General features: G+C 31.8%; 11 protein-coding genes and 1 pseudogene. 1 reads left to right on the plus strand and 11 read right to left on the minus strand.

The annotated features are described in order from the left end of the window. Positions 1-23 precede the first annotated feature (23 nt). The 5 genes and pseudogenes from IMCC3317_RS03665 to IMCC3317_RS03685 form a co-directional block, all read right to left on the minus strand. Entirely contained in the window at positions 24-4457 is a 4434-nt protein-coding gene (locus IMCC3317_RS03665) for a MupA/Atu3671 family FMN-dependent luciferase-like monooxygenase (protein WP_160128153.1), read from the minus strand. Positions 4458-4510: 53 nt separating this feature from the next. Further along, complete coding sequence (locus tag IMCC3317_RS03670; RefSeq protein WP_160128154.1) at positions 4511-7465, minus strand: type I polyketide synthase; 2955 nt, start codon at positions 7463-7465, stop codon at positions 4511-4513. 5 nt (positions 7466-7470) lie between these two features. Continuing rightward, a complete protein-coding gene (locus tag IMCC3317_RS03675) occupies positions 7471-16176 on the minus strand; it encodes a non-ribosomal peptide synthetase (protein WP_160128155.1) in 8706 nt (2901 codons plus the stop codon). Positions 16177-16547: 371 nt separating this feature from the next. Next, entirely contained in the window at positions 16548-17060 is a 513-nt protein-coding gene (locus IMCC3317_RS03680) for a UpxY family transcription antiterminator (protein ID WP_160128156.1), read from the minus strand. A 771-nt stretch (positions 17061-17831) separates the two neighbouring features. Further along, positions 17832-18517 (minus strand): annotated as a pseudogene (locus IMCC3317_RS03685) (ATP-binding protein); the annotation flags it as partial. Positions 18518-18520: 3 nt separating this feature from the next. Here IMCC3317_RS03685 and IMCC3317_RS03690 point away from each other — a divergent pair. Continuing rightward, positions 18521-18949 carry a hypothetical protein gene (locus tag IMCC3317_RS03690; RefSeq protein ID WP_160128157.1) on the plus strand — a complete coding sequence of 143 codons (429 nt, stop codon included), beginning with the start codon at positions 18521-18523 and terminating at the stop codon, positions 18947-18949. A gap of 266 nt (positions 18950-19215) precedes the next feature. Here IMCC3317_RS03690 and IMCC3317_RS03695 read toward each other — a convergent pair whose 3' ends face one another. The 6 genes from IMCC3317_RS03695 to IMCC3317_RS03720 all read right to left on the minus strand — a co-directional run bounded on the left by IMCC3317_RS03695 (position 19216) and on the right by IMCC3317_RS03720 (position 24239). Next, positions 19216-19374 carry a hypothetical protein gene (locus IMCC3317_RS03695; RefSeq protein ID WP_160128158.1) on the minus strand — a complete coding sequence of 53 codons (159 nt, stop codon included), beginning with the start codon at positions 19372-19374 and terminating at the stop codon, positions 19216-19218. Between the two features lie 440 nt (positions 19375-19814). Then, positions 19815-20990, minus strand: coding sequence for a radical SAM/SPASM domain-containing protein (locus IMCC3317_RS03700; RefSeq protein ID WP_160128159.1), 1176 nt, complete (start codon positions 20988-20990; stop codon positions 19815-19817). 97 nt (positions 20991-21087) lie between these two features. Then, positions 21088-21327, minus strand: a complete 240-nt coding sequence (locus IMCC3317_RS03705; protein WP_160128160.1) for a phosphopantetheine-binding protein — start codon at positions 21325-21327, stop codon at positions 21088-21090. A 170-nt stretch (positions 21328-21497) separates the two neighbouring features. Beyond that, positions 21498-21842 (minus strand): hypothetical protein, encoded by a 345-nt coding sequence (locus IMCC3317_RS03710; RefSeq protein ID WP_160128161.1) that lies wholly within the window; start codon positions 21840-21842, stop codon positions 21498-21500. Positions 21843-21984: 142 nt separating this feature from the next. Further along, complete coding sequence (locus tag IMCC3317_RS03715) at positions 21985-22770, minus strand: galactosyltransferase-related protein (protein ID WP_160128162.1); 786 nt, start codon at positions 22768-22770, stop codon at positions 21985-21987. Continuing rightward, complete coding sequence (locus IMCC3317_RS03720) at positions 22767-24239, minus strand: glycosyltransferase family 4 protein (protein WP_160128163.1); 1473 nt, start codon at positions 24237-24239, stop codon at positions 22767-22769. The genes IMCC3317_RS03715 and IMCC3317_RS03720 overlap by 4 nt, the downstream gene beginning before the upstream one ends. Between the last annotated feature and the right edge of the window lies 1 nt (position 24240).

Genomic DNA, 24240 nt, shown 5'->3' on the forward strand with positions numbered 1-24240 from the left:
GTAATTATAAGTTAGTAGTTTGATTAGATGATGACGCGATCTGCAACCTCATCATGAGGTATGATTTCTTTTTGTTTTAAATGATTTGTGACTTCGATAGCCAATTCAGCAATATTGGGTTCGCTGAAAAGTTTAGTTACTTCAATTCTGATATCAAATTCGCGTTGAATTTCCGAGGAAATTCGTACTGCTTTTAAGCTATCGCCACCTAAATCGAAGTAGTTATCGTAGATTCCTATTTTATCTTTTTGTAATATGTTTTGCCATATTTTTACAAGACTTGTTTCTACATCATTTGTTGGCGCTACATATGCAACAGTTGTCCTTACAGAAGCTCCTTGTATAAACGACAACGCTTTTCTGTCCAATTTTCCATTTGGCGTTTTTGGAAATTCTTGTACGTATTTATATTGACTCGGAATCATGTATTGTGGCAAATATTTTGACACATGATTTCTTAAATGCTCTATCCCTTCTTTTTCTGGTGAAATGATATACGCAACGAGTTCTTTTTCGCCTGCATCATTTATTATTATATCAACTACAGCATCTGTAATTGTTTCCTTGGTTTGTAATGTTTTTTCAATTTCGCCCAATTCAATACGATGTCCTCTAAGTTTTACTTGCCCGTCAATTCTTCCTAAACATTCCAATTCTCCATTAAAAAGCCATTTTGCCAAATCGCCTGTTTTGTATATTTTTTCATCATTAGAATTAAATGGATTTTGAATAAATCGTTCATCGGTGAGTTCTTTACGATTTAAATATCCTGCAGAAACACCATCGCCTCCAATGTATAATTCTCCAATAATTCCAATGGCACACAATTCTTTTTGCGCATCTAAAATGTATACTTGCGTATTTGCAATTGGTTTTCCGATGGTTACTTCATCAGTTTTAGTGATTTCTTTAATTGTAGACCAAATCGTCGTTTCTGTTGGTCCATACATATTGAAGATTGACTTTTTTCGCAAGTCTAATACTGAGTTTGCTAAATGTACTGGCAATGCTTCTCCACCAATGAGTAACGTATTAATTTTTTGTAATGCACTTTTTCCTTCTTCCGTTTGGATGAGTTCTTGAATGTATGAAGGTGTTGATTGAAGGTGTGTAACTTCATATTTTTCAATCAAATCAATACCTGATGCTTTGTTTGTTTCTTCTTGCAAAAATTGATATTGATGATAGTTACGTTCAAATATTGTTTTGAGCGTTTTTAGATGTTGTAAATTGTCAATAACAATATTCGTATCTATCCCAAAATCAAGTAAACATGCTATTTCGTCTACGCCAATGTCATGTAATTGTTTTACACGATCATAACAACTTTCTGGTGTTCCAAATAAACAACTCGTTTCATAGAAGCGATGAAATGCCATGTCCACAATCAGGTCGAAATCTTTTTCCATATCAAGATTCAACTCTTTTACAATTGGGCGCATCAATTCAATAGAATGTGCTAAGTATTTTTTGAATGGTTCTTTTACCGTATTTTTTACATATTCTAAATCATCACTAATAAAAGTGTGTAACATAATTGCTACTTTTCCTTTTTCAGGATCATATCCGTGTTTTTCCAGACTTTCTCGGTATGCTTTTATTTTTAGAGTAATTTCATCTACATTTTGACCTAATAATCGTGTCAAAACATTCGCGCCAATACTTCCTGCATAGATAAAAGTGTCTATACTTCTTGATGCAGTAATCCAAATTTTTAAATTTTCTTGAATTGGTTTTGGGTGAATTTTAAAATTGAAATCTTCTCCAACTCCATTTTTACGTGTAATCGATTCTCCACTCCATAATTTTTTTAAGACATCCAAATGGTCTCGCATTACTTTGTGACGTTCTGCATACGCATCAGGCGCCAATATAAAATCGTTTGGATGCCAACCGGAAGCAATTGATATTTCAATTCTTCCATTTGATATATTGTCAACCATTGACCAATCTTCTGCAATCATGACAGGATCGTGTAATGGCAATACGACACTTCCCGATCGGATGGTAATATTTTTTGTGGTTGAAGCTACAACAGCCGCCACAATAGCAGGATTTGGGAATTGATCACCAAAATTATTAAAGTGTCTTTCTGGAACCCAAATAGATTTAAAATCATTCTCATCTGCATACGTGGCTCCTTGCAGCAATAAATTGTATTTGTTTTCTTCTGTAATGACATCTTGCGAAGCAAAATAGAGCAATCCGAAATCTATCTTTTTTGCTTTGTTTATGGCTACACTTCTACTTTGTTGTAAAATTACGGTACTACTTCTGGTAAGTGTCCATAACATTTCTAAAATAGAAATATCAAAACTCATACTTGTTACAGACAGCCATGTTTCTAACTGTGTTGCGATCCCAAATTTTGTGTCCAATCCTAGAAAGAAGTTCGCAAGGTTTTGATGTGTGATGGTTACTCCTTTTGGATTTCCAGTAGTTCCTGAAGTATAAATTATATATGCCGTTTGTGTAGATTCAATGGTTGGCAAATTGACTTCTTGAGAACTTATTAGTTGTAAATCTTCAAAGCAAATGATGTTTGTAGTAGTTTTTAAAAACCCTTTTACAGCATTGTTTGTCAGAATAAAATCTGCTCCACTATCTTCAATCACATAGTCTAATCGTTTAATTGGGTATGAAGGATCTAAAGGTAAATATGTTGCTCCTGCTTTCATGATTCCAATAATACCAACAATGAGTTCTACAGATTTTGGCAAACTTAATATGACAACTGCTCCTTTTTTTATTCCATTCGCAAGTAAATGTTGTGCTAATTGATCGGATTGTGAAGCTAATTCTGCATAAGTTATTTTTGAAATATCATCATTGACTGCAATTTGATTTGGTGAATTTTCAACTGCTTTTTCTATAGATGTAAGCATTGAGTTTGTATCATACGAAACGGCTGTATTATTGAAATCTTTTAACAATAATGATTTTTCAGCATCAGGAATATAATTAATCTTTGAAATTGATGCTTCTGGTGTTTTACTCGCATTTATAATGAAATACTCTAAATGCATTAGCAAATTATTAGCAACTTCATGTGCGTACAAATCTGTATTGTATTCTAAAGCAACACGAAACATTTTTTCTTCATTTTCAGTAAAAGAAAAACTCAAATCATATTCTGTAGCAACGATATCTTGCTTTTTTGGACGCACTTTTATATCGCTTAAATCTTGATTTTTTTGAGAAACAACTCCTCGTTGATTTTGAAGTACTACAAATACATCAAATAATGGCGTTCTAGAGGCGTCTCTTTTTATAGTAATTGTATCTAGTAAAGATTCTAATCCAAAGTTTTGATGACTGTACGCATCTAAAAGTGTTTTCTTCTGTATTTTTAAAAAATCTGCAAATGAATCTTCCTTAGAAAAAGAAGTTCTAATTGCCATTATGTTTAGAAACAATCCAATTTGATTTTCCAAATCTGCATGCTGTCTGCCTGCGGAAGAAGTTCCAAGAATACTATCAGGATTGTTGGTATATCTGTAAAACAGACAATTGATTCCAGCCATTAATCCCATGAATGTTGTTAATTCATATTGAGCAGTTATCTTATGTAGTGCTTCTCCAAATTCACTTGAAAACTCATATGAAATTGCTTTGGCATTGTATGTTTTTATTTTTGGACGCGTATTTGAGAATGGAAGTTCTAAAACTGGCAATTCATCTTTGTAACGATCAACCCAATATGTTTTAGAAGCTTCACTTACATTTCCTTGTTTCCAAGTTGCGTAATCTTTGTATTGAATCCTTAATTCAGGAAGCGTGATTTCTTGTCCTTGTAATAGTGAGTTATACGCCATTACAATTTCTCGCGAAAGCACTTCCATTGACCAACCGTCGCAAATAATATGATGAAGGTTGAATAAGAATATATAGGTAGACGCTGATTTTTTAAGCAATTTTACTCTGAATAATCCAGGTTTTGTAAGATCGAAAATATAGTTATTGAACGATTTTATGGTTTGCTTTTCATCTTCGTCATTAGTATCGCTTAAATCTTCAAAAGAAAAAACAGTTTCCGTTTCCTCAAAAGGCACCACAATTTGATGTACAATTCCTAAACTATCTTCTTCAAATTTAGTTCGTAATGATTCATGTCTTTTGATAACGTATGCAACGGCTAATTCAAATTTATCAGGTTCAATTGCTCCTTCTAATTCTAAAGCTTTACATAAATTATAAATCGTTTTTGCACCAAAATATTGACTTGTGATCCATAAATTACGCTGTGTTGACGTAACAGGATATTTTTCTTTCAACTCAACTTTCGGAATTTTATTATCTGTCGATAAAAACGTGATTAAGAATTCTTTGTTTTCTTTAATTTCAGCCAATAGCGCCGCTGTCATTACTCCTTTTGGAGCATTGATTTTCAAATTACCTTCATCAATTGTTAGTTTGACTCCATTTGCAAGGAGTCTATCAATTAAGTTTATATTCAATGGATTGAGTTTTTGTGTACGTTGTGTTTTGCCTGTTTAGCTCAGCTATGTTATTAAATCACAAATTGATCACTTTCCTGAGTTTCTTCGGAAGGTTTATTTTGTTGTAGCGATAATAAAAGAAGCTTTGATAAATCTCTAATGGTCAAATAATTGTATAAATTTTGTATTGATAAATTTGTATCGAACGCTTCGTTTATTCTATTGACAATAACTACGGCTTGAAGGCTGCTTCCGCCTAATTCAAAATAATCATCATCAATACTAATTTGCTTGGCTTCAAAGAAATCTTGCCAAATGCTAACCAATTTTTCTTGTACTTCATTTTGCGGCTTTACAATACTTTTTTCGTTTTCTTTTTGATTCGTACTGTCATCAACCTGAAATTCATGTTCAACAATTGAAAGATTGAACGATTGCTTTTCCATTGGATTTACTTTTACTGGAAAAACTGTTTTTTCAAAAGGATACGTTGGCGCAGGAACTTTGTAGTGAACACTATCTTTATAATAGTTATCCCAAAATATATCAATGCCGCCAAGCCACAATTGCCCAAGTGTATATTGTATTTTTAGTTGATCGTTGTCAGTATCATTTTGATTAGCAAGTGTAGAAAAGCCAGAAATTTTCTTTTCACTTTGCTCTTTTACCATGTTGATTAATGTATTTCCAATACCAATTTCAACATATACAGCATCTTCATCACGTAATAACGTATTAATTCCGTCTTTAAAGTTTACTGTATTTCTTATATGTGAAACCCAATAATCGACAGATGTAGCTTCTTCTGGCTTTATATATGTTCCTGTACTGTTGGATATGTACGGGATTTTAGGCTCTTGTAAAGTGATATTTTCTAAAGCCTTTTTAAAGTCATTAAGAATGCTGTCCATACTTTCAGAATGAAATGCATGTGATGTTTTTAATTGTTTTGTTTTAACATCGTTCGCTTTTAGCGTTTCTTCAAAACCATTTAAAACTTTCGTATTTCCTGAAAAAACAATGCTATTATTGGTGTTTATTGCGGCAATGTCAATGTGTGCTGGCATTAATTTAGTGAGCGTGTCTATATCTCCTAATGCAGCTAACATACTTCCGCTTTTTGCACTATTCATGAGTGTTGCTCTTTTTATAATGAGCGCTAGTGCTTCTTCAAAAGTAAATACTTCACTAATGGCTGCTGCTACATATTCTCCTAAACTGTGTCCAATCATTCTATTTGGAACAATTCCCCAATGCATAAATGTTTTTGCCAACGCATATTCTACCAAGAATAGTAAAGGTTGCGCATATTTTGTATCGTGAATTTCAGCATTCGTATTGAATAATATATCTCTATAATCGGTTCCGTCAATTTGGTTTAAAATAGTTAAACCTTTGTCAATCCATTCTTTATAATATGGTACTGTTGTATAGAAAGATTCGCTCATTTTTGAGAATTGCGAGCCTTGTCCTGTAAATAAGAATGTAACGGAATCGTATTTTTTAGGTTCAGATGCTAATTGACTGCTTACTATATTAGTTCCGTCTACCAGAAAAAATCCTCTATGATTTAGTTGCTTTCTTCCTGTTTTGAATGTGTAACAAAGATCCGAAACGTTTTCCGTTCCCGAATTGATAAATGCTTGAATGTTTTGTTCGTATTTCTCTAGCGTTTTCAAGGATTTTGCAGAAAATGGCAAGAAATCTACCGAAGAACGTTTAGTCATTCTTGTTTCGTAGCTTGGCGCTTCTTCTACAATTACATGCGCATTTGTTCCGCCCATTCCAAATGAACTTACCGCGCCACGTAAGATGTCTTTATTTTCTAAGGTTGCGGTTGTTGTGTTTACATAAAAAGGACCATCTTCAAATCTTATATTTTGATTTGGCTGTTCGAAATGTAAACTTGGCGGAAATTTTCTATTTTTTATCGTTAATGCTGCTTTGATAAGTCCTGTAACACCTGATGCAGCATCTAAATGTCCAACGTTCGTTTTGATACTTCCTATTGCACACGTTTTATTGTTCTTGGACTCAAAAGCTAGATTGAGTGCTTCAATTTCTATTCCGTCACCTAAGTTTGTTCCTGTTCCGTGCGATTCAATAAACGAAATTGAATCTGGCTCAATTCCTGCAAATTTGTGCGCTTGACGAATACAATTGTATTGTCCTTCAACACCTGGCGCAGTAAATCCGTTTTTGTTTGCGCCATCATTGTTTGTACTTGATGCTTTTATAACTGCATATATATGATCGTTATCTGCATACGCATCTTCTAATCTTTTCAACACAACTACGCCAGCGCCTTCTCCAAAAACGGCTCCTGTTGCTTCTGCATCAAAAGCGCGACAATGTCCATCTTTAGACAAAATCATACCTTCTTGGTATTCATAACCACGTTCTTGTGTTGTTGTAATTCTAACGCCACCAGCAATTGCCATTGAACATTCTCGCAAAAGTAAATGTCTGCATGCTAAATGCACTGCTACTAATGAACTTGAACACGCTGTATTGATGTTGTAACTTGGTCCTTTTAAATCAAGTTTATAAGAAAGTAATGTGTTTAGATAATTCTTATTAGATATTTGTCCGAGATAAAACGGATTGAGCGTTTTTGTTTTGGAAAAGTTTGCAAAAGCTCTCCAGTTTATGTTATCACTTGCTGCTGCAAAAACGCCAATTTTTTTGTCAGTTCTCGCAATGTCATACCCTGAGTTTTCTATGGCTGACCATGCAATTTCAAAGAATTTTCGTGTTTGCGGATCCATATAAATTGCTTCCTCTTTTGTAAAACCAAAGAAAGAATAATCAAAGGTTTCAGAATTTGGCATAAAAGCATCTGCATATATTTTATTGGCTTCTTTTGTTTCAATTCCAAACGTTTTTAATTCTTCATCAGAATAGAAATGAATGAGCTCTTTACCATCCAAAATATTATTCCATAGGTCAGCAATAGATTCACTTCCTGGAAATGCTCCAGACATTCCAATAATAGCAATATCTTTTTTGTTTATTTTTTTGTCCATGAATCTTAGATTAGATCGAGTAGTTCATCTACTTTTTCTGATAAGTCTTCTTCTACCTTGTCCACAATGTTTGAATCATTATGAATAATTTTATTTGTGATCGCGTGTACACTTGGCGATTGGAAAAAATCAATAGGTCGTAATTTTGTTTCTAATTTTTGATTGACAAGATTTGTCAATTCTAGTATTTTTATTGAAGTTGCGCCCAATTCAAAGAAACTGTCATGTATTCCAATTTCTTTTGACGGAATGGATAATGCCTCAGCTATGATATTTACTATTGTTTGTTCTGTTTCGTTTTCTGGTGCTATATATTCTTTTGTTTTTAAGTTTGAAAGCTCTGGAAGCGGAAGTTCTTTTCTGCTAATTTTTCCAGTTCTAGTTAGTGGAAACTCGTCCATAAACATAAAAATAGAAGGAATCATATAGTTTGGCAGTTGCTCGTTTAGCAATCGCTTAATGTCTTCTGCGGTAATCGTAATCGTTTGTACAGTTTGCACATATGCCGTTAAGTATTCCGTTTCGTTGATAGTATTCACCAATACAACTACTTGTTTTATGTTTTCAAGCTGTTCTAGTTGGTATTCTATTTCTGAAAGCTCAATACGTTGTCCGTTGAGTTTTACTTGTGAATCTCTTCGGTTTAAGAATTCAATTTCTCCATTTGGAAGCTTTCTTCCGATATCTCCTGATTTGTAGATGCGGCTTTTTCCATCTGCGGAAGCGAGAAATACTTTTTTAGTCTGTTCTTCTTTATTGAGATAACCCAACGATAGATATTCGCTTTTAAAAACAATTTCTCCTTCTTGATAGATTCCAAGTTCATGATTGGCTTCATCCCAAATGAACACTTCTGTTTCCGTTACTGGCTTTCCAAGTGACAAATTGTTTCGTGTGATTTCTGTGTTGTTCGTCACAAATTTTTGAGAAACAATTGTAGCTTCCGTCGGACCATAATCATTTATAAGAAATGCATCTTTTGGAAAATATTCTTTGAAAAGTTCAACATCCGATTTGTAACAAGCTTCTCCTCCTAAATCTAACAGCCTAACCGTATGTATTTTTTCTTCTTTTGGTAAACTTTTTATGAAATGCCTGTACAACGTTGGCACCATGTGTATGATGGTAACTTTCTGTAATGCTAACCAAGTTGGTAATTGTTGTAATCCATTTTCGATAATATCATAAATACATACTGTTGCACCGTTTAAGATGGCTCCGTAGATATCTTTTACAGAAGCATCAAATGTATATGTTGAGAATACACTTAGTTTGTCATTTTCAGAAATGTGTACTTCGTTGGTGTATACACGAATGTAATGCAATACGTTTTTCTGAATTTGAAGTACACCTTTTGGCATTCCTGTTGATCCTGAAGTGTATAAAACATACGCTTCTGTTTGTGGTGCAATTGACTTATTCAGATTTGCTGTTGCTACTTCTTCCTGATTTTTTGAGAGTGTAAGTATGCGCAATTCAGGTTGTATTGCTTGTAATTGCAATGCTTTTTCTTGTGTGTCATCGCTACAAATGATCACATTACAATCAGAATCTTGTAGTATGTATTCAATTCTGTTTGTTGGATTGTTAATGTCAATTGGTACATATCCGTAACCAGATTTTAAAACACCCAACATTCCAATTACACATCTTTCATCATGTCCTAATAGTAATGCAATACGTTTGGTTTTATTGGTTACGTTGGTAAGTATGTGTTGCGCAAGTTGATTCGCATAATTATTTAAACTACGGTAACTGATATTTTTGTCTTTACAGTGAACCGCAATATTGTTTGGATATTTTTCAACTTGGTTTTCAAATCGTGCCGCAATATTTTGTGTTACTTCTGTAGCTTCAAAAAACGTAAAGTTGTTTGTTGGTCTTACAGTTGGTTCGGAAAGTATAGGTGTGTTAAATATGTCAATCGCATTGATAATTGTTGCAGGGTTTTCTACTACTTGTGTTAATGTAGTCACCAATTCATTCATCCAATACACAATAGTTTCCTTTTTGAAATATTCGCTATTGTATACGCTTCTTATGGTAAATCCGTTTTGAAAAGTTTTTATGTAACATTCAAAATCAAATTTTGGAGAAGCTTCTATTTCTCCTTGTTCAGATTCAAAATTTGTAATTGTATCTAACGTTTTTGCTTCAAAGTCTAACATGTTTAGAAATACGGAACTTATTGGGAAACGGCTGTAATCTTTTGGTATATGTAATTCTTCAAGCAATTGTTCAAAAGAGTAGTTTTGATTTCCTAACGCATCTATTACTGTTGTGTTCACATTTTGCAGAAAGCTAGAAAACGTACCAGTTTTGTCAATTGTATCGCGTAGCATCAACGTATTTAGAAAACAACCAACAACATCTTTTAGTTGCTCGTGAGTTCTGTTAGCCGCTGGAATTCCAATAATGATATCATTTTCAGATGTTAGTCTATTCAATACAATTTTTAGTGTTGCAACAAATATGGTAAAGACACTTGTGTTATGTTTTGTTGCTAGTTTTTCTATTTTTTGTTTTAGTTTTTCATCAATAGCAATTGTATGATACGCTGCTTTTGTGTTTGCAGTTTTTACTTTGGTATTAAAATCATAAGGCAATTGTAAATATGGTAAATCGCCATTCAATTTTGTTTTCCAATAGTTTGCTTGTTGCTCAAATTGAGTTGAAAGCATTGTACTATTTTGCCAAGCTGCATAGTCTTTGTATTGAATACTTAATTCGCTAATGTTTGGCTTTGTGTTTGATTTTTTAGCATGATATATTTCCATGACATCATTTACAATAATATTCATAGACCAACCATCACATATACTATGATGAATGTTGAAAAATAATTGAGATGCGCCATTTTCTGTTACAATTCCTGTTTTGAATAATGGATATGATTCTAAATCAAATTCATGATGAAAAACTTGTTCTTTTGCAATGTTTGAAGTTGCGTATGTTGGTATTTTTTCTAGTTGATGCGAAATGATTTTTTGAGATGCTTTTCCAATAGATTCTACATATACAGTTCTTAAGATTTCATGACGTTTTAAAACTTCATTGAATGCTTCATTGAATAGTGTTATATCAAAATTCTCAGGTAAGTTAAACGTAGTAAATATGTTAAACTCTCTCGATTTTCCTCGAATTTTGTGAATCATCCAATACCGCATTTGTGTCGGAGATAATTCGTAAAGTTCTTGTGTTGCAAGTTTAGGAATTTCTTGGTATTGTGTTTTTTCAAAACCTGATATTAAGGTAGCATGTTGCTTCAATTTTGTATGTACGTATACGTCTTTGAGTTGCAATGCAACGTTAAACGTTTTGTGATACGCGTTTAACAATTTGGTCAGTAATAAACTATGTCCGCCTAATTCAAAAAAGTCATTATCAACTCCTATTTTTTCTTGTCCTAATAGTTTCTCCCAAATTGCTGCAATGCTTTTTTCTATGTCATTTGTTGGCGCAACATATGCTTTTAAGATTCCGTCTTCGCTAGAAATTTCTGGAAGCTTTTTTACAGCAACTTTTCCATTTGCTGTTAATGGAATTGATTCAAGTTGTTTAAAATATTGAGGAATCATGTATGAAGGAATCTCTTCTTTTAAATACTTGATGAGATTTTCACTTTCAATTGCTTGCGATGAAATGTAATATGCTATTAACCTTTTTTCTCCTTGAATGTCTTTCGCAATTACGAGAACTTGACTTATGGTTTTCGCGTAGTTTCTGATTGATTGCTCTATTTCGCCAAGTTCAATACGGAAACCTCTAATTTTGATTTGTGTATCTTTTCTACCTGCAAATTCTATATTTCCATTCGGTAACCAACGTGCTAAATCGCCTGTTTTATATAATCGTTTTCCTTTCTCTATTGGATGCGGAACAAATTTTTCAGCAGTTAATTCTGGACTATTCAAATAACCTTGCGCTAATCCTTCTCCTGAAATACACAATTCGCCAATAATTCCTAAAGGTTGCAGTGAATTTTCTTTTGTTAAAATGTATATTTTAGTGTTATCAACAGGTTTTCCAATAGGTATATTTTCTACTTCTTTTTCCTGACAATTGTAATATGTAGCAACTACGGTACTTTCTGTTGGTCCATAATAATTAAACACACGCAATGATGTTGGTTTTGAATACGATAATGCTTCTCCGCCAGTAAATATATTAGTGTGTAGTTCTTCTATTTCTTGCTCAATAAGGTCTTGACAAACTCTCGTTGGCACGTACGCATGTGTGATTGTATTTTCTTTGAAAAATGCTGCTAGTTTCGAAATATCAAATCGAATTTCGTCTTTTTGAATTGGAAATAATGTAGCTCCTGAAATAAGGTATGGATAGATTTCCAGAACCGAAGCATCAAACCCAATTCCTGCAAAAAGAGTTGCATTACTTTTCGATGTCACATTGTGTGTTCGTTGATGCCAAAAACACAGATTTAGTAAGCTTTTATGTGAAATCATCACACCTTTTGGTTTTCCCGTAGAACCAGACGTATAGATTAAGTAGGCTAATTGTTCATTAAAAATAGAATTCTGAATAGGATTGGCGTCTTTTTTAGTCTTTTCAAAATCAATCAAAAACTGATTGTTAACGTTCAATTTTGCATTACTATCCTTTAAAATATAATCCACTCTATTCTGTGGATATTCCATATCTATTGGTACATACGCTGCTCCTGTTTTTAGAATTGCCAATTCAGCAATGATCAATTTTTCTGTTCTTTCTAGTTGAATTGCAACAAACGTTTTGGGTGCAATATTTATTTTTTGGAGAATGTAATTTGCCAATTCATTCGATTTCGCATCCAATTCTGCATACGTAATCTTTCTTCCTTCACATTGAATTGCCAGCGCGTTTGGCGATTTTAGTACTTGTTCTTTAAATAAATCTAGTACCGTAACTTCATCTAGAATAATATTGTCAGTTGCGTTAAACACATGAAGTAATACTTCTTTTTCGGCATCCGATGTAAGATCTATACTTGAAAGTGTTATTTCTGGTGTTGCAGTTATTTGATTGAATATGTTTTCTAAATGAATGAAAATATGTTTAATAAAATTTTCATCGTAAATATCTGTATTGTACTGTATTCCTAGTTGCAATCTGTCATTTTCTGAAAACGTGAATGCAATGTCAAATTGTGCTGTATTTCTTGTAATTTCATGCGTTGCCACAGAAAGGTTTTCGATATCGTTAATCGTATTTAAACCAGATTGTTGCTGATTTTGCAATACAACCATTACATCAAATAATGGCGATCTTGAAGTATCTCTTTTAAGTTGTAATTGCTCTATTAGTTGATCAAAAGGATAATTTTGATAATTATACGCATCTAATAATAACTGTTTTTCTTTGTTTAATAAGTCACTAAAAGTACTGTCTTCTTCAAAAGACGTTCTAATTGCTAGCGTATTTAAATACAATCCCAATTGATTTTCCAAATCTGGATGCGCTCTTCCTGCAATTGGCGTTCCAACGATAATATCTTGTTGATTGCTATATCTTGACAACAACGTTTTAACCGCTGCCATTAACGTCATAAACAATGTAACTTGATGCTTTTGAGAAAAGTTTTTGAGCTGAACTAATGTATTTTCAGAGAAAGACTCTTCTATGTAATTTCCTGCATAGGTTTTTGTTGTCGGACGCTTTGTATAACTTGGTAATTGAAGGATTGGCAATTCTCCTTCAAATTGTTTCATCCAATATGTTTTTGCATTTTTAAATGCTTCAGATGTATCATTTTTATCTAACCAAACTGCATAATCTTTGAATTGTATCCGTAATTTTTCTGTTATTATATCTGTATTTGCCTGAAGCTTTTCGTAGTTCTGTAATACTTCTGATGTAAATATTTCTAATGACCAACCATCACTTATAATATGATGCATTGCAATAAAGAAGATCACATCATTATTTTCGATTTTTACTAAAGAAGCACTTATTAATGGTGCTTTGGATAACGAAAATCCTTGTGTAATTTGATGATCTATGTATTGATTTGCTTTTTGAAGTGCATTTTCTGAGTTTGAAACATCTTTAAAAGATATTTTAAAATTAAAATCTTCTGTTGGAATGCTGTATTGTCTCAATGTTCCTTCTGAATCTGTATCAAAATAAGTGCGCAATATTTCATGACGATCAATGACAAGATTGAACGCTTTTTCAAAGTTTTCAATATGAAGCGTTCCTTTTAATCGTAAAGCTCCTGTAATATTATATGCATCTATTCCGCCTTCCAACTGACTCAACATCCATAAACGATGTTGCGAAGCTGTTACAGGATATTTTTCTAGATTAAAAGTTTCAATTGCTGTGTATTGTTCTTCTTCTAAAGCATTGCTAATTCCTTCAATAGTTGGATGCGTATGGAATGTTTTGTAACGTACATTCATACACATTTCTTTAGAAATTCGGTTAATGATTTGCGCAATCATTAAACTGTGTCCACCTAATTCAAAGAAATTATCTTTTATTCCAATTTGTGATACGCCAATAACTTCTTGCCAGATTGTAACCAATTCTTCTTCAACGGTATTTCTTGGCGCAACAAACTCTTTTTTGATGATTCCTGTCAGTGAAACGTCAGGCAATGCCTTGCGGTTTACTTTACCATTTGGCGTCAGCGGAATTTCCTTGAGTCGCATAAAATAAGTAGGAATCATATATGCTGGCAACTTTTCCGCTAAATAATCACGTAATTTTGATTTGTCAATGTTGATTAAAGAAGCATAATATCCTACTAATACTTGTACATTTTTCACTGTTTTTACTGCAGCAACAGCACCTAACATTTCTTCAGAGAATTGAAGAATATCATTTTCAATTTCTCCTAATTCTATACGATAACCTCTTAATTTTACTTGATGATCTTTTCTTCCAAAAAATTCTATATTTCCATCTGGACACCATCTTGCCAAATCGCCAGTATCATACATGCGTGTTTCAGTTGCAAATGGGTTTTGAATGTATTTTTCATCTGTAAGTTCTGGACGATTTAAATATCCTTTCGTAATTCCTGCTCCTGCTAAATATAGTTTTCCAATAACTCCGATTGGCAATAATTTTAAATTTTCATCTAAAATATATGCTTGCGTATTTGTAATAGGCTTTCCAATTGGAATGGTTTTATACGGTTTGTTTTGTAATGTATATGCTGTACTATACGTTGTATCTTCTGATGGACCGTATAAATTTTTAACAATGATATTGGTTTTAGTTAGCTTGCTAGCAATATCTAATGGAAATGGTTCTCCGGCTAAATTTATGACAACAACATTATTTAGATCAGATCCACCGTCAATAATTGTTCGCATTGCTGACGGAACTGTATTGAGAAGTATTTTCTCTTCTTTTGGTAAATATTCAGCAATTGCTAATGCATCTTTGAGGACTCTTATTTTCTTTCCAACAGAAAGTGTATAAAACATTTCAAATACTGAAAGGTCAAAACAATGTGAAGTTGCTGCGAACACGACGTCAAAAATAGCAAGATCAAATTCGTTTTGTGCCCAAAAAATCATTTGTACAGCATTTGAATGTGTAATCATTACACCTTTTGGATTCCCCGTAGTTCCTGACGTATATATAATGTATGCTAAATCATTTGCTATCGTATTGATAGCAACTTTTGTATTTAAATAATTATTTTTGATTTCAGAAAATTCTAATAGTTTCTCAGCATCTATAACAAATACACAATTACTATCATTTTCTATGTAGGTAATACGTTCTTCTGGATAATTTACATCAATAGGAACATATGTCGCGCCTGCTTTAAGCACTGACAATATCGCAATAACTAAATGTTCTGTTCTTTCTAATTTGACTCCAACAAAGTCATTCGATTTGATTCCTTTGACTTCTATTAAGTAACGTGCAAATTGATTGGCATGTTTTTCAATGTCTTCATATGAAAACTCCTTATCTTGATACGTTAAAGCAATTGCTTTTGGAGTTTTAGCTACTTGTTTTTCAAAAAGATCAATGATTGTTGGAGAACCTCCATGATTTTCATTGACATCATTGAATTCAAATAATAATTTATCTTTTACACCAGCTGTTAGGATAGGAATTTCAGCAATATTTTGCGAAATATGATCTTCTAGATTTACTAACCATAATTTGAATATGTTTACAAAATTTTCTGCAACATGTTGTTCTATAAAATCTTCATTATACGCCAACGTCAATTGATACGAATTTTCTTTTTTACATATTGAAAACTGAAAAGGAAGCTGATATTTTTTTGGCTGATTTTGATGTGAGTACATAAAACCAAATGAAGAATAGTCTTCTATTTTTTCTACTCTCAACAATGTTTCCACATGTTTTTTATTGTAAAGAGCATGTTTGTATGTTTCCTGTACTTCTTTCTTTATGCTGTTTAAATATGACTTAAAAGACTCTTTTTGAATAGTATCCAAAACAAATAACACTTCAGAATTTTGTTCTTGCTGTAGTTTTGAAAACACCAAATGACATTCATCAAAGTGTCGCTTTAAAAGAATACCAAATATTGTTAGAAGAACAGTAAATTCTACTATTTCTTTTTCATTAGTTAATTTGGAAAAATAAGGAATCTCATCTTTTCCAATAGCAATGGAATAACTTGCATGCGCAACTAGATCTACATGATCTTTTTGCTCATACATTCGCATTTTCTTTAACCAATAATCGGTTATGATCTTGTGCTCTATTCTATTCATTATATATAGAAATTGATGTGTGTGTTTTGCAATTGCAGAAGTCTTAGACTTCTTCTGATGTCTGTCAAAAAGTTAAGACAGTTTCTTGTTAATAATATGTTCTAGTGTTTTAATTTAGAATGCCTGTAATATTTTTATCTCCTAGCAAAGGTTTAATTTCATTCTCAATTCGGAAGTTTTTAAAATCAGCTGTCTTTTGTTAAAAACAAAAAAAATGATTTTTAGTATCATCGATATCCGCAGCAATAATTGAATCTCTTTTATGTATTTTTATTAAATTAACACATAATTCAACTCCTATTTAACAAGCAGTAACTACAGTCAATTTTTTTCATTAACCTAAATCTAAATACATTAGAAAAAATAATCATTTATTCTCCTTCAAAGTAATACGAAGGTATACTTGCAGTAATATTTTGCTGTAATGACTCTATTTGTACAATAATTTTATTGACGTTACCCACTTTAAGCACTTCGCAATTTAATCCGCTTAACGCGCCGTAATTAATTTTTTTAATTTCACCAACTTTTGGAAGTTGCGTACCCATTACAACATCTGTAACATCTTTAGATCCAATCAAAAGTTTAATTTGATTGACTTCTTTATCTGTTACTATTGCATATTCTTTACCAAAACGAATATACGCGCACGCCCCACTCACAGAGAAGGCTTTATGAAAATCTAAGGAAGATGTAAGGTTTACAAAAACGTATGAAGGAAATAAAGGTTCATGTACAACCTTTTTTCTATCACTCCACTTTTTTATCGTTTTTATTAATGGAAGATAGGCTTCTAATGACAGTTCCGAGAGGAAGTCATAGACCTTTTTTTCATGTCTCGATTTTACATACAAGACATGCCACCCATTATACAAATTTCTCATTGTTTACTATTTAAATTAGTTCAAATAGCAACACAGCTTCGCTTCCCTCAGTCACATGAGGTGCTTTTTTATTGAAATATAGGGGTGGGGAATAACTATATGAGTAAGACTATTGTTCTCCTAAAAAAGGATTATGCTATTGAACAATACTTCCATCTACTCTCTACAATGATAATATTTTTTTTATCTAATTGATATTTTTATCTCGTTTTTTTTATGAAAAATTGTAAAAACTTACATTACAATAAGATATGAAAATAATTTATATCTATTTAACGTAATGTCAACATGCTCAAATAATATTTTACTTACAATAACGTAGATTCAATTCTTTAATGAAACATCAAGAAAGGAAATTATGAAGAAAGTAATTATTTTTTCATGAAATACGACGCAATATTTTGAAGTTTGATTTACTTAAAAATAACAGTCATCGAAAGTATTAGAACACTATTAGTTGATTTTGAATGTGTTTTTTCAATGCTTTAATCTCATATATATTGAAGATGTTTTAAATAGATATATTCCAAAGAATTAAAATATATTATTAGTTCAACTTTACTTTAGAGCTTTTTTTATAACGTTACCATTGCTTATTTTTTACTAATAAAATGAGGCGTTCTTAGTAAGAGATGACCTGTATAATGTTAAGATATACTCAAAAGAAGCATTATATATTATATGAAAAATTATAATAACGATTCTCGTTTGTGAGTTTTTGACACTAAATTATGGTAAACTTGACACCTTATAATAGACTTCAATTCAGTATTATCCCAACCAACCTTCTCTGTCCAAACTTCTGTATTGGATGACTTCCGCAATATGATCTGGTATAATGTCTTTTTGTTGCCCTAAATCAGCAATGGTTCTTGCTACTTTTAGAATTCGGTCGTACGCTCTTGCAGATAAATTTAAACGTTCCATAGCATTTTTGAGAAGATTTAATGCTTGTTTGTTCAATTTGCAATACAATCGAATTTGTTTGGTATTCATTTGCGCATTATAATGCAGAATTTCAGAATCTTTGAAACGTTCTGTTTGAATTTCCCGTGCTTTGATTACGCGTTGGCGAATAACGTCACTCGATTCACCTTTGCGTTCTTCCGAAAGTTTTTCAAAAGGAACTGGTGTGACTTCTATATGAATATCAATTCGATCTAGTAAAGGACCAGAAATTTTCCCATATAGCGATGCATTTCCATTGCCGAAGCTCCCATAGGCGAGTTTGGATCGTTGAAAAACCCGCTTGGACTTGGATTCATACTAGCCACCAACATGAAACTACTTGGATATGTCATGGTAAATCGCGCTCTGGAAATCGTGACTTCTCGGTCTTCCAAAGGTTGTCGCATGACTTCTAAGATACTGCGTTTGAATTCTGGCAATTCATCTAAAAATAATACACCAGGTTGCGGATAACTTCCGCCGCCAACTAATGCAACGTCTGAAGTGGTACGTTGCCCATTTGTAACATTAAAATAAAAGCTGAAAAACCTTCTTATTTAGTACTTCCAAGCGAACATGACAAAAGCCTCGGTGCTGAACTAAAACGCCGTCACTTAGTCCTAGAATGGACACAACAGGAAACGGCTAATTACTTCGGAGTATTGAAAGATTTCTACCAAAACTGGGAATGGAATCAATATATTCCTCATATACGAAATAGAAAAAAGGTTGTTGAGTATTTGGGATATAACTATTGGGATAATGGTACAACTTCTCTTTCTAATTTGATTTTATTATATCGCATTGAGCATGACTTAACCATAAGGGAATTTACATTAAAATTAAATGTTAGTACGAGGTTTATTGAGCGAGTTAAGAATATAGAAAAGAATGTGTCTTCTGAAATGAAAAATGTAATTATTGAATGCTTGACGAATTAACTTTCTGTTTAAGTGATGAACTCCTCTTCTAAGGAATCTAAACCAGACACTATTACTTTGAATATCTTCAGCAGAATCATTATATCGATTCCATTCTCCTGAATCAAAATGGTATGCTACTATGATACTCCCATTTCTTTAAATCTGTATCCCAGAGCTTTTACTTCAACCCCATATTATTATACCCACATCTATTAAAAACAAAATTGCTACACTATAAATATTTATAGTGTAGCAATTTTATTTTTCTAAATTGTACTCAATTCTTAACCTTGGGGTTGTCTAGGTGCTACTTTAACAGGTTTTTCAGTAGGGCATGTACATCCACTGTTAGCTAATCCACCAAAAAGTGTTTCGATCTGGTAAAACTTTAAAACCTTAGTTTTTGTGAATTTTAAAGTTTTTTCATTTTTTTTATTTTTCATAATTATAAGAATTTATTAAAACAAATATAGCTGTTTTTTAGAAAAAAAGCTACTAGAAAAATAGATTTGTTTGATCAAAACACTTTGTTAAAGGTTTATTTTCTTGTTATAGCATACAACAGGAAGCTCGATTATTTTCTAATTTTTACTTTTTTAGGCTCTAACTACTACTATATCTCCAATGAGGTAAAAGTTCTAAAAAAAGTAACGAAAAATATTGTCTTTATAGAACATAATATTCTGAAGGACAATGTTTTTATGTTTTGATATGAATATATTTGTCAATGTTTTTTCTTCAAAAATTGAATCACGTGAAATTCCTAAAAGATTGAAAATTTTATATCCATATATATTACTTGATGGTTCATTCTTGTATATTGACTTTTTTTATTACATCTAGCAAAGAATAATTTTTTCTATAAAATCATACAAATTCATAACTACATTCCATTAGAAAACAATATTTCACACTTAGCACAAATAGGCATTAATTCGTTGTTATGTGTTTCTCTAAATTTATTAAACGTTTCTCCATGCCATACTTCTTTCATGGAATTTGCGTGAAGATTCCCCATTTTAAATTCAGTGAATTTTTTACATGAAACTACACTTCCCGATGGCATTACATCCATACGATTTGAAATCCCTAAACATGTAGATTTACATGAAGGCGCTTTAGATTTACCTTCGAGATATCCTTTAATTTCATGCAATTCCAAATTTGGTTGAAAACGAATTCTAATATTCCAGGTTTTATCTAAAATTCTATTAATTTGAGCAAGCAAATCATTCAATTTGCTCATGTCTATATGAAAGTCAAATGATTCCCATGTTTTTCTTTTTATGCGTGATTTTTCAAGCCATGAATAATTTTCATCATAATAGTCGGTCATAATTTGCGCTTCATCTTCTGGAATATACCACGGAAAGTTAAAGTATAAGGTATCAACTCCTTTTTCCTCAAAATACTCACAGCATTCATATAAATGCGGAATTAAATCTTCACTAAATACCGCTGCAATAGAAATGTGTCCTTTGTAAACATCTTTTTTTTGTAAGTCGATCAAATGATCGACATTGTCCATTATCTTTTTAAAAGTACCTTTTCCTCTTAATTTATCGTGCTGTGCTTCTAATCCTTCTACACTAACCAAAGTGGTGAGTTTATCAGATATTTTTATCAACGAATCTATTTTTCGTTTGATGGATAGTCCATTCGTGCAAACTACTGTATCTCTAGGATCGTTTGCTAATAGTTCCACCAACTCATTCCAATAGGTATAAATCATTGGTTCACCGCCCCATAAATAGAAATGTGATTTTGTATGCCGTGTTTCTTCAAATAGTTTTTTGACAATATTAATGTCTAAATCTCCTTGAACTTTTACTTCGCTTTTGTCTAATTGTCTATGAAAACCTTCATCGTTCCATTGAAAACAATGTGTGCAACGCAAATCACATCTATTGGTTAGTTTTAAACCTATTTCACGTGGAACTTCGGTCGCAAACGTAGGATCTTTTAGTCGTTCCGTATAGCATTTTCGAGTGAAATCAATTTTCTCTTTAAATCGCTGTAATGATTCATTTGTATATGGTTTCGTGCTTTTTGGTTGCATGCTATGTAGTGTTTATCTAATAAATTTGTTATGTGGTTAGAAAACATGGAGTTTCACTTTTAATGGCAATAATTCGCTTCTTTGTTTATAGTCACTTTTATGATTGCTCGCGCTCAATAAATTCTTTTATTGATTTATACGTAAAGAATGTTTTTACATCAACCTCTTCTAAATTAACTTCAACATCAAAAACATTTTCAATTTCTAACATCAAATAGATCATATTGAGTGATGTTATTTCAAAATAGGAAATAAGATCAACATCTTCCGGAATATTTTCTGGAGTAATGGTATTTTCTAAAATTTCGGAGAGGATGATTGCAAATTTTTCTTTCATGTGTTTGTATCTAATTTTTAGAATTTAATTAATGTATGATTCGATCACAATTTTTTTGAGTAAGACTTTCTTCAATTCTTTCTACATAAATTAATATCTATATTGGAGAATTGGGATTGATATATTGCTCAAAATCCTACTTTAAAAACTAAAATAAGGGGCGTTTGTTATTAATTTGATGTATTCTTGGGTCTAATTGCTTCAATAGTTTTATCGCCGTCTTTATCAAATTTGTGATATTCTTCTACGTATAAATTGTCATAGAATAAGCAATATGCCAATTCTCCATTTTTGTGAAAGAATGTAATAATTTGATCTGTGAAACATTGTTCGCCTTTTACCAGATAATTTATTTTGTATTTTACGAAAAATATACTTCCTGTTTTGAAGTATTCACGCTCTATTTCTTCATTGCTTTGATAAATTGCATCTTCATCATGAATACGCATTTTAAAAACTTTTTCAAATTGAGCTTTCAGTTTTTCTTCGCAAGAATCTATTTGTACGATTTTCATTTTATTTTATCAATGGATTATAGTATTCTACTAAATTATAATTTTTGAGTATATCGATAGTAAATATAGCTTTTTTTTGTGTTATTTTATTATTGAAGAAAAGAAATCTAGATTGATTTTTGTTACGCAATATGGTTTTAAATCACAATGCCTCTATATCTTCTTCGTAAGTTCCTAAAAAGTCTCCAATTAAATAGTTTGCAAGCGCTTTTTTAAAGTTTAAATCTTCATTTGTAGCTTTGTCTTCTTTTATTAAATATCGTTTGTTATCGGAATGACTTAGGTGAATACAATTCCCTTTTTTCACTCTTTTAATTCCATAATATTCTAATCTATACACCAAATCTACGTCTTCCCAACCCCAACCTACTAAGTCAGTATTCATGCCTCCTATTTTGACAAAATTAGATTTTGATAAGATAACCAAGCCTGGACAACTTCTTGCATTTTCAGATAAAAACATTCGGTTCGTTTCCACTAAAACTTCATTCCCTTTTTGGTTTTTAAAACCAATATAGTATGCAATTTCTTTTATTTCGCCTTGTATTCTTTTCTTACTACTCCTGTTACTTTCTGTTGTTTTTAGTAGCGTTAAGAATGAATTTTCATCTTTCAAGGCAGCAGTAATTTCATCGATGGAATCACTAATTACAATATCACAATCTAAAATAAATAGTGTTTCATTTTTAGCATTGTATGCTCCAATATTTAATGCTTTTGATCTATTGAATACATCACTTTCTATATGTATTAATTTAATATTAGTCAGTGCTGATGCATTTACAATTTGAGTAACCTCAGCAATATTTCCACCAAAATTGACAATAATGATTTCTATATGATCAAAATTGAATTTAGTATAATTTTTTTCTAAACTATCTGCCAAGTCAGGTCTGTTGCTCCAAGGGATTATGATACTTACATTCATGGTGTTTTTTGTTGAGAAACTACTAAAGCTCCGATTGAAATTAAATTAAATAGTATGCTATTATCTAATGTAAAGGATAATTCCTCTTTTAATTGATTATAGTTTGTGGTGGTTTCGCAAGCTTTTAAGATTTCTTCCGTTTGTGGATTGAATGGAATTTTTGCAGGCCACGTTGGATCTTCAAATATAATTTGCGCTTCTAAAATACTAAATTTACTGAAAGTTCTCAAAAAAAGTGTGCTTGAAAATTCTATGTTTTCAATGGAAGTATTGCAATATAGCTGCGCTACTTTTTTATAATAATTCCAGGAAGGTTTTACTGTTGGCAAATACTCGTTTTCTTTATATGTTAAGAAATCTAAATTACCTGTCATACTAATTGTAGACATTTTAGTGTTTGTAGAAATATTGACTATTTCAACTAAATTCTGAGCACAGTTTTTAAAAGAATAGTGTTCTTCAATTCTTTCTAAGCAATTGTTGGTTATTTTTTCTTTTAAAGCTGAATCACCATAGAGTTTTTTTATAAATTCTACTCCTTTGTAATATGCTGATCGTATTCCCGATTCAGTACTCCATGTATCTAATAAGAAACCAGTTTTTTGATGTACAATCGAATCTTTTAAACCTCCATACGCAGTTCCTATAACCGGCGTCCCACATTTCATAGCTTCAATTGGTGCATACCCAAAGTTTTCATCTAGAGAGTTTGTGGGATGTATTAAAAAATCGAATGCTCCATAACACATTGTTAATTCATCATTACTAAGATTTGATTGAAATTGAAGTATGTTTTCGCTTAGTTGATATGAATCTATGAGCTCATTTATATACGTGTGATATTCGTTTTCTGTTTTTTGCCAATTTAAAATTGGATAATCTACCCAATAGTCTCCAATTACAATAAGTTTTACATCTTTTGTAACTTCATTTTTCACTTTGTTCAATATGTGAATTGCATGATGTAGATTTTTTTGAGGCAAAATCCGAGCTACATATCCTAATAATAGTGTATTCTCATTGATATTAAATACAGATTTACACTCATTTTTAGAATAGTTCAGTTCTATATCTTTACTGATTGGTAACCTAAGCAAATGAATATTTGGAGGCATTACAAACACCTCTTTTAAGATTGCTATATCACTTGTACAATTGACAATGAAAGAGTCGTGTGCGCTTACTTTTTCAGCATTGTTAACCAAGAATTTATAATTCAAAACAGCACCGCCATGTAAGCAAAATATAACTGGTGTTTTGATTTTGTCTTTGTGTTCCCAAACTAGGTTTCCAAAGAAATTAAGAACTATATCAAAACTGTCTAGTTTTTCAAAGAATTCTTCTTCACTATGAATTAAAATTATTTCGCACGTATTTTTTAAACTTTCTATGTAAAAGCTTTTAGTTCTTTCTAAACTAATCCATCCTTTTAAACCAACACATAAGAAGCCTATTTTTTTTAATGTCATA

Origin of the sequence: Kordia antarctica (assembly GCF_009901525.1) — a bacterium.
Lineage (GTDB): Bacteria > Bacteroidota > Bacteroidia > Flavobacteriales > Flavobacteriaceae > Kordia > Kordia antarctica.

What these genes read in the sequence shown, in the direction of transcription:
- IMCC3317_RS03670 (WP_160128154.1), bottom strand. Translation starts at nt 7,465, where the DNA reads ATGGACAAAAAAATAAACAAAAAAGATATTGCTATTATTGGAATGTCT.
- IMCC3317_RS03675 (WP_160128155.1), bottom strand. Translation starts at nt 16,176, where the DNA reads ATGAATAGAATAGAGCACAAGATCATAACCGATTATTGGTTAAAGAAA.
- IMCC3317_RS03680 (WP_160128156.1), bottom strand. Translation starts at nt 17,060, where the DNA reads ATGAGAAATTTGTATAATGGGTGGCATGTCTTGTATGTAAAATCGAGA.
- IMCC3317_RS03695 (WP_160128158.1), bottom strand. Translation starts at nt 19,374, where the DNA reads ATGAAAAATAAAAAAAATGAAAAAACTTTAAAATTCACAAAAACTAAG.
- IMCC3317_RS03700 (WP_160128159.1), bottom strand. Translation starts at nt 20,990, where the DNA reads ATGCAACCAAAAAGCACGAAACCATATACAAATGAATCATTACAGCGA.
- IMCC3317_RS03705 (WP_160128160.1), bottom strand. Translation starts at nt 21,327, where the DNA reads ATGAAAGAAAAATTTGCAATCATCCTCTCCGAAATTTTAGAAAATACC.
- IMCC3317_RS03710 (WP_160128161.1), bottom strand. Translation starts at nt 21,842, where the DNA reads ATGAAAATCGTACAAATAGATTCTTGCGAAGAAAAACTGAAAGCTCAA.
- IMCC3317_RS03715 (WP_160128162.1), bottom strand. Translation starts at nt 22,770, where the DNA reads ATGAATGTAAGTATCATAATCCCTTGGAGCAACAGACCTGACTTGGCA.
- IMCC3317_RS03720 (WP_160128163.1), bottom strand. Translation starts at nt 24,239, where the DNA reads ATGACATTAAAAAAAATAGGCTTCTTATGTGTTGGTTTAAAAGGATGG.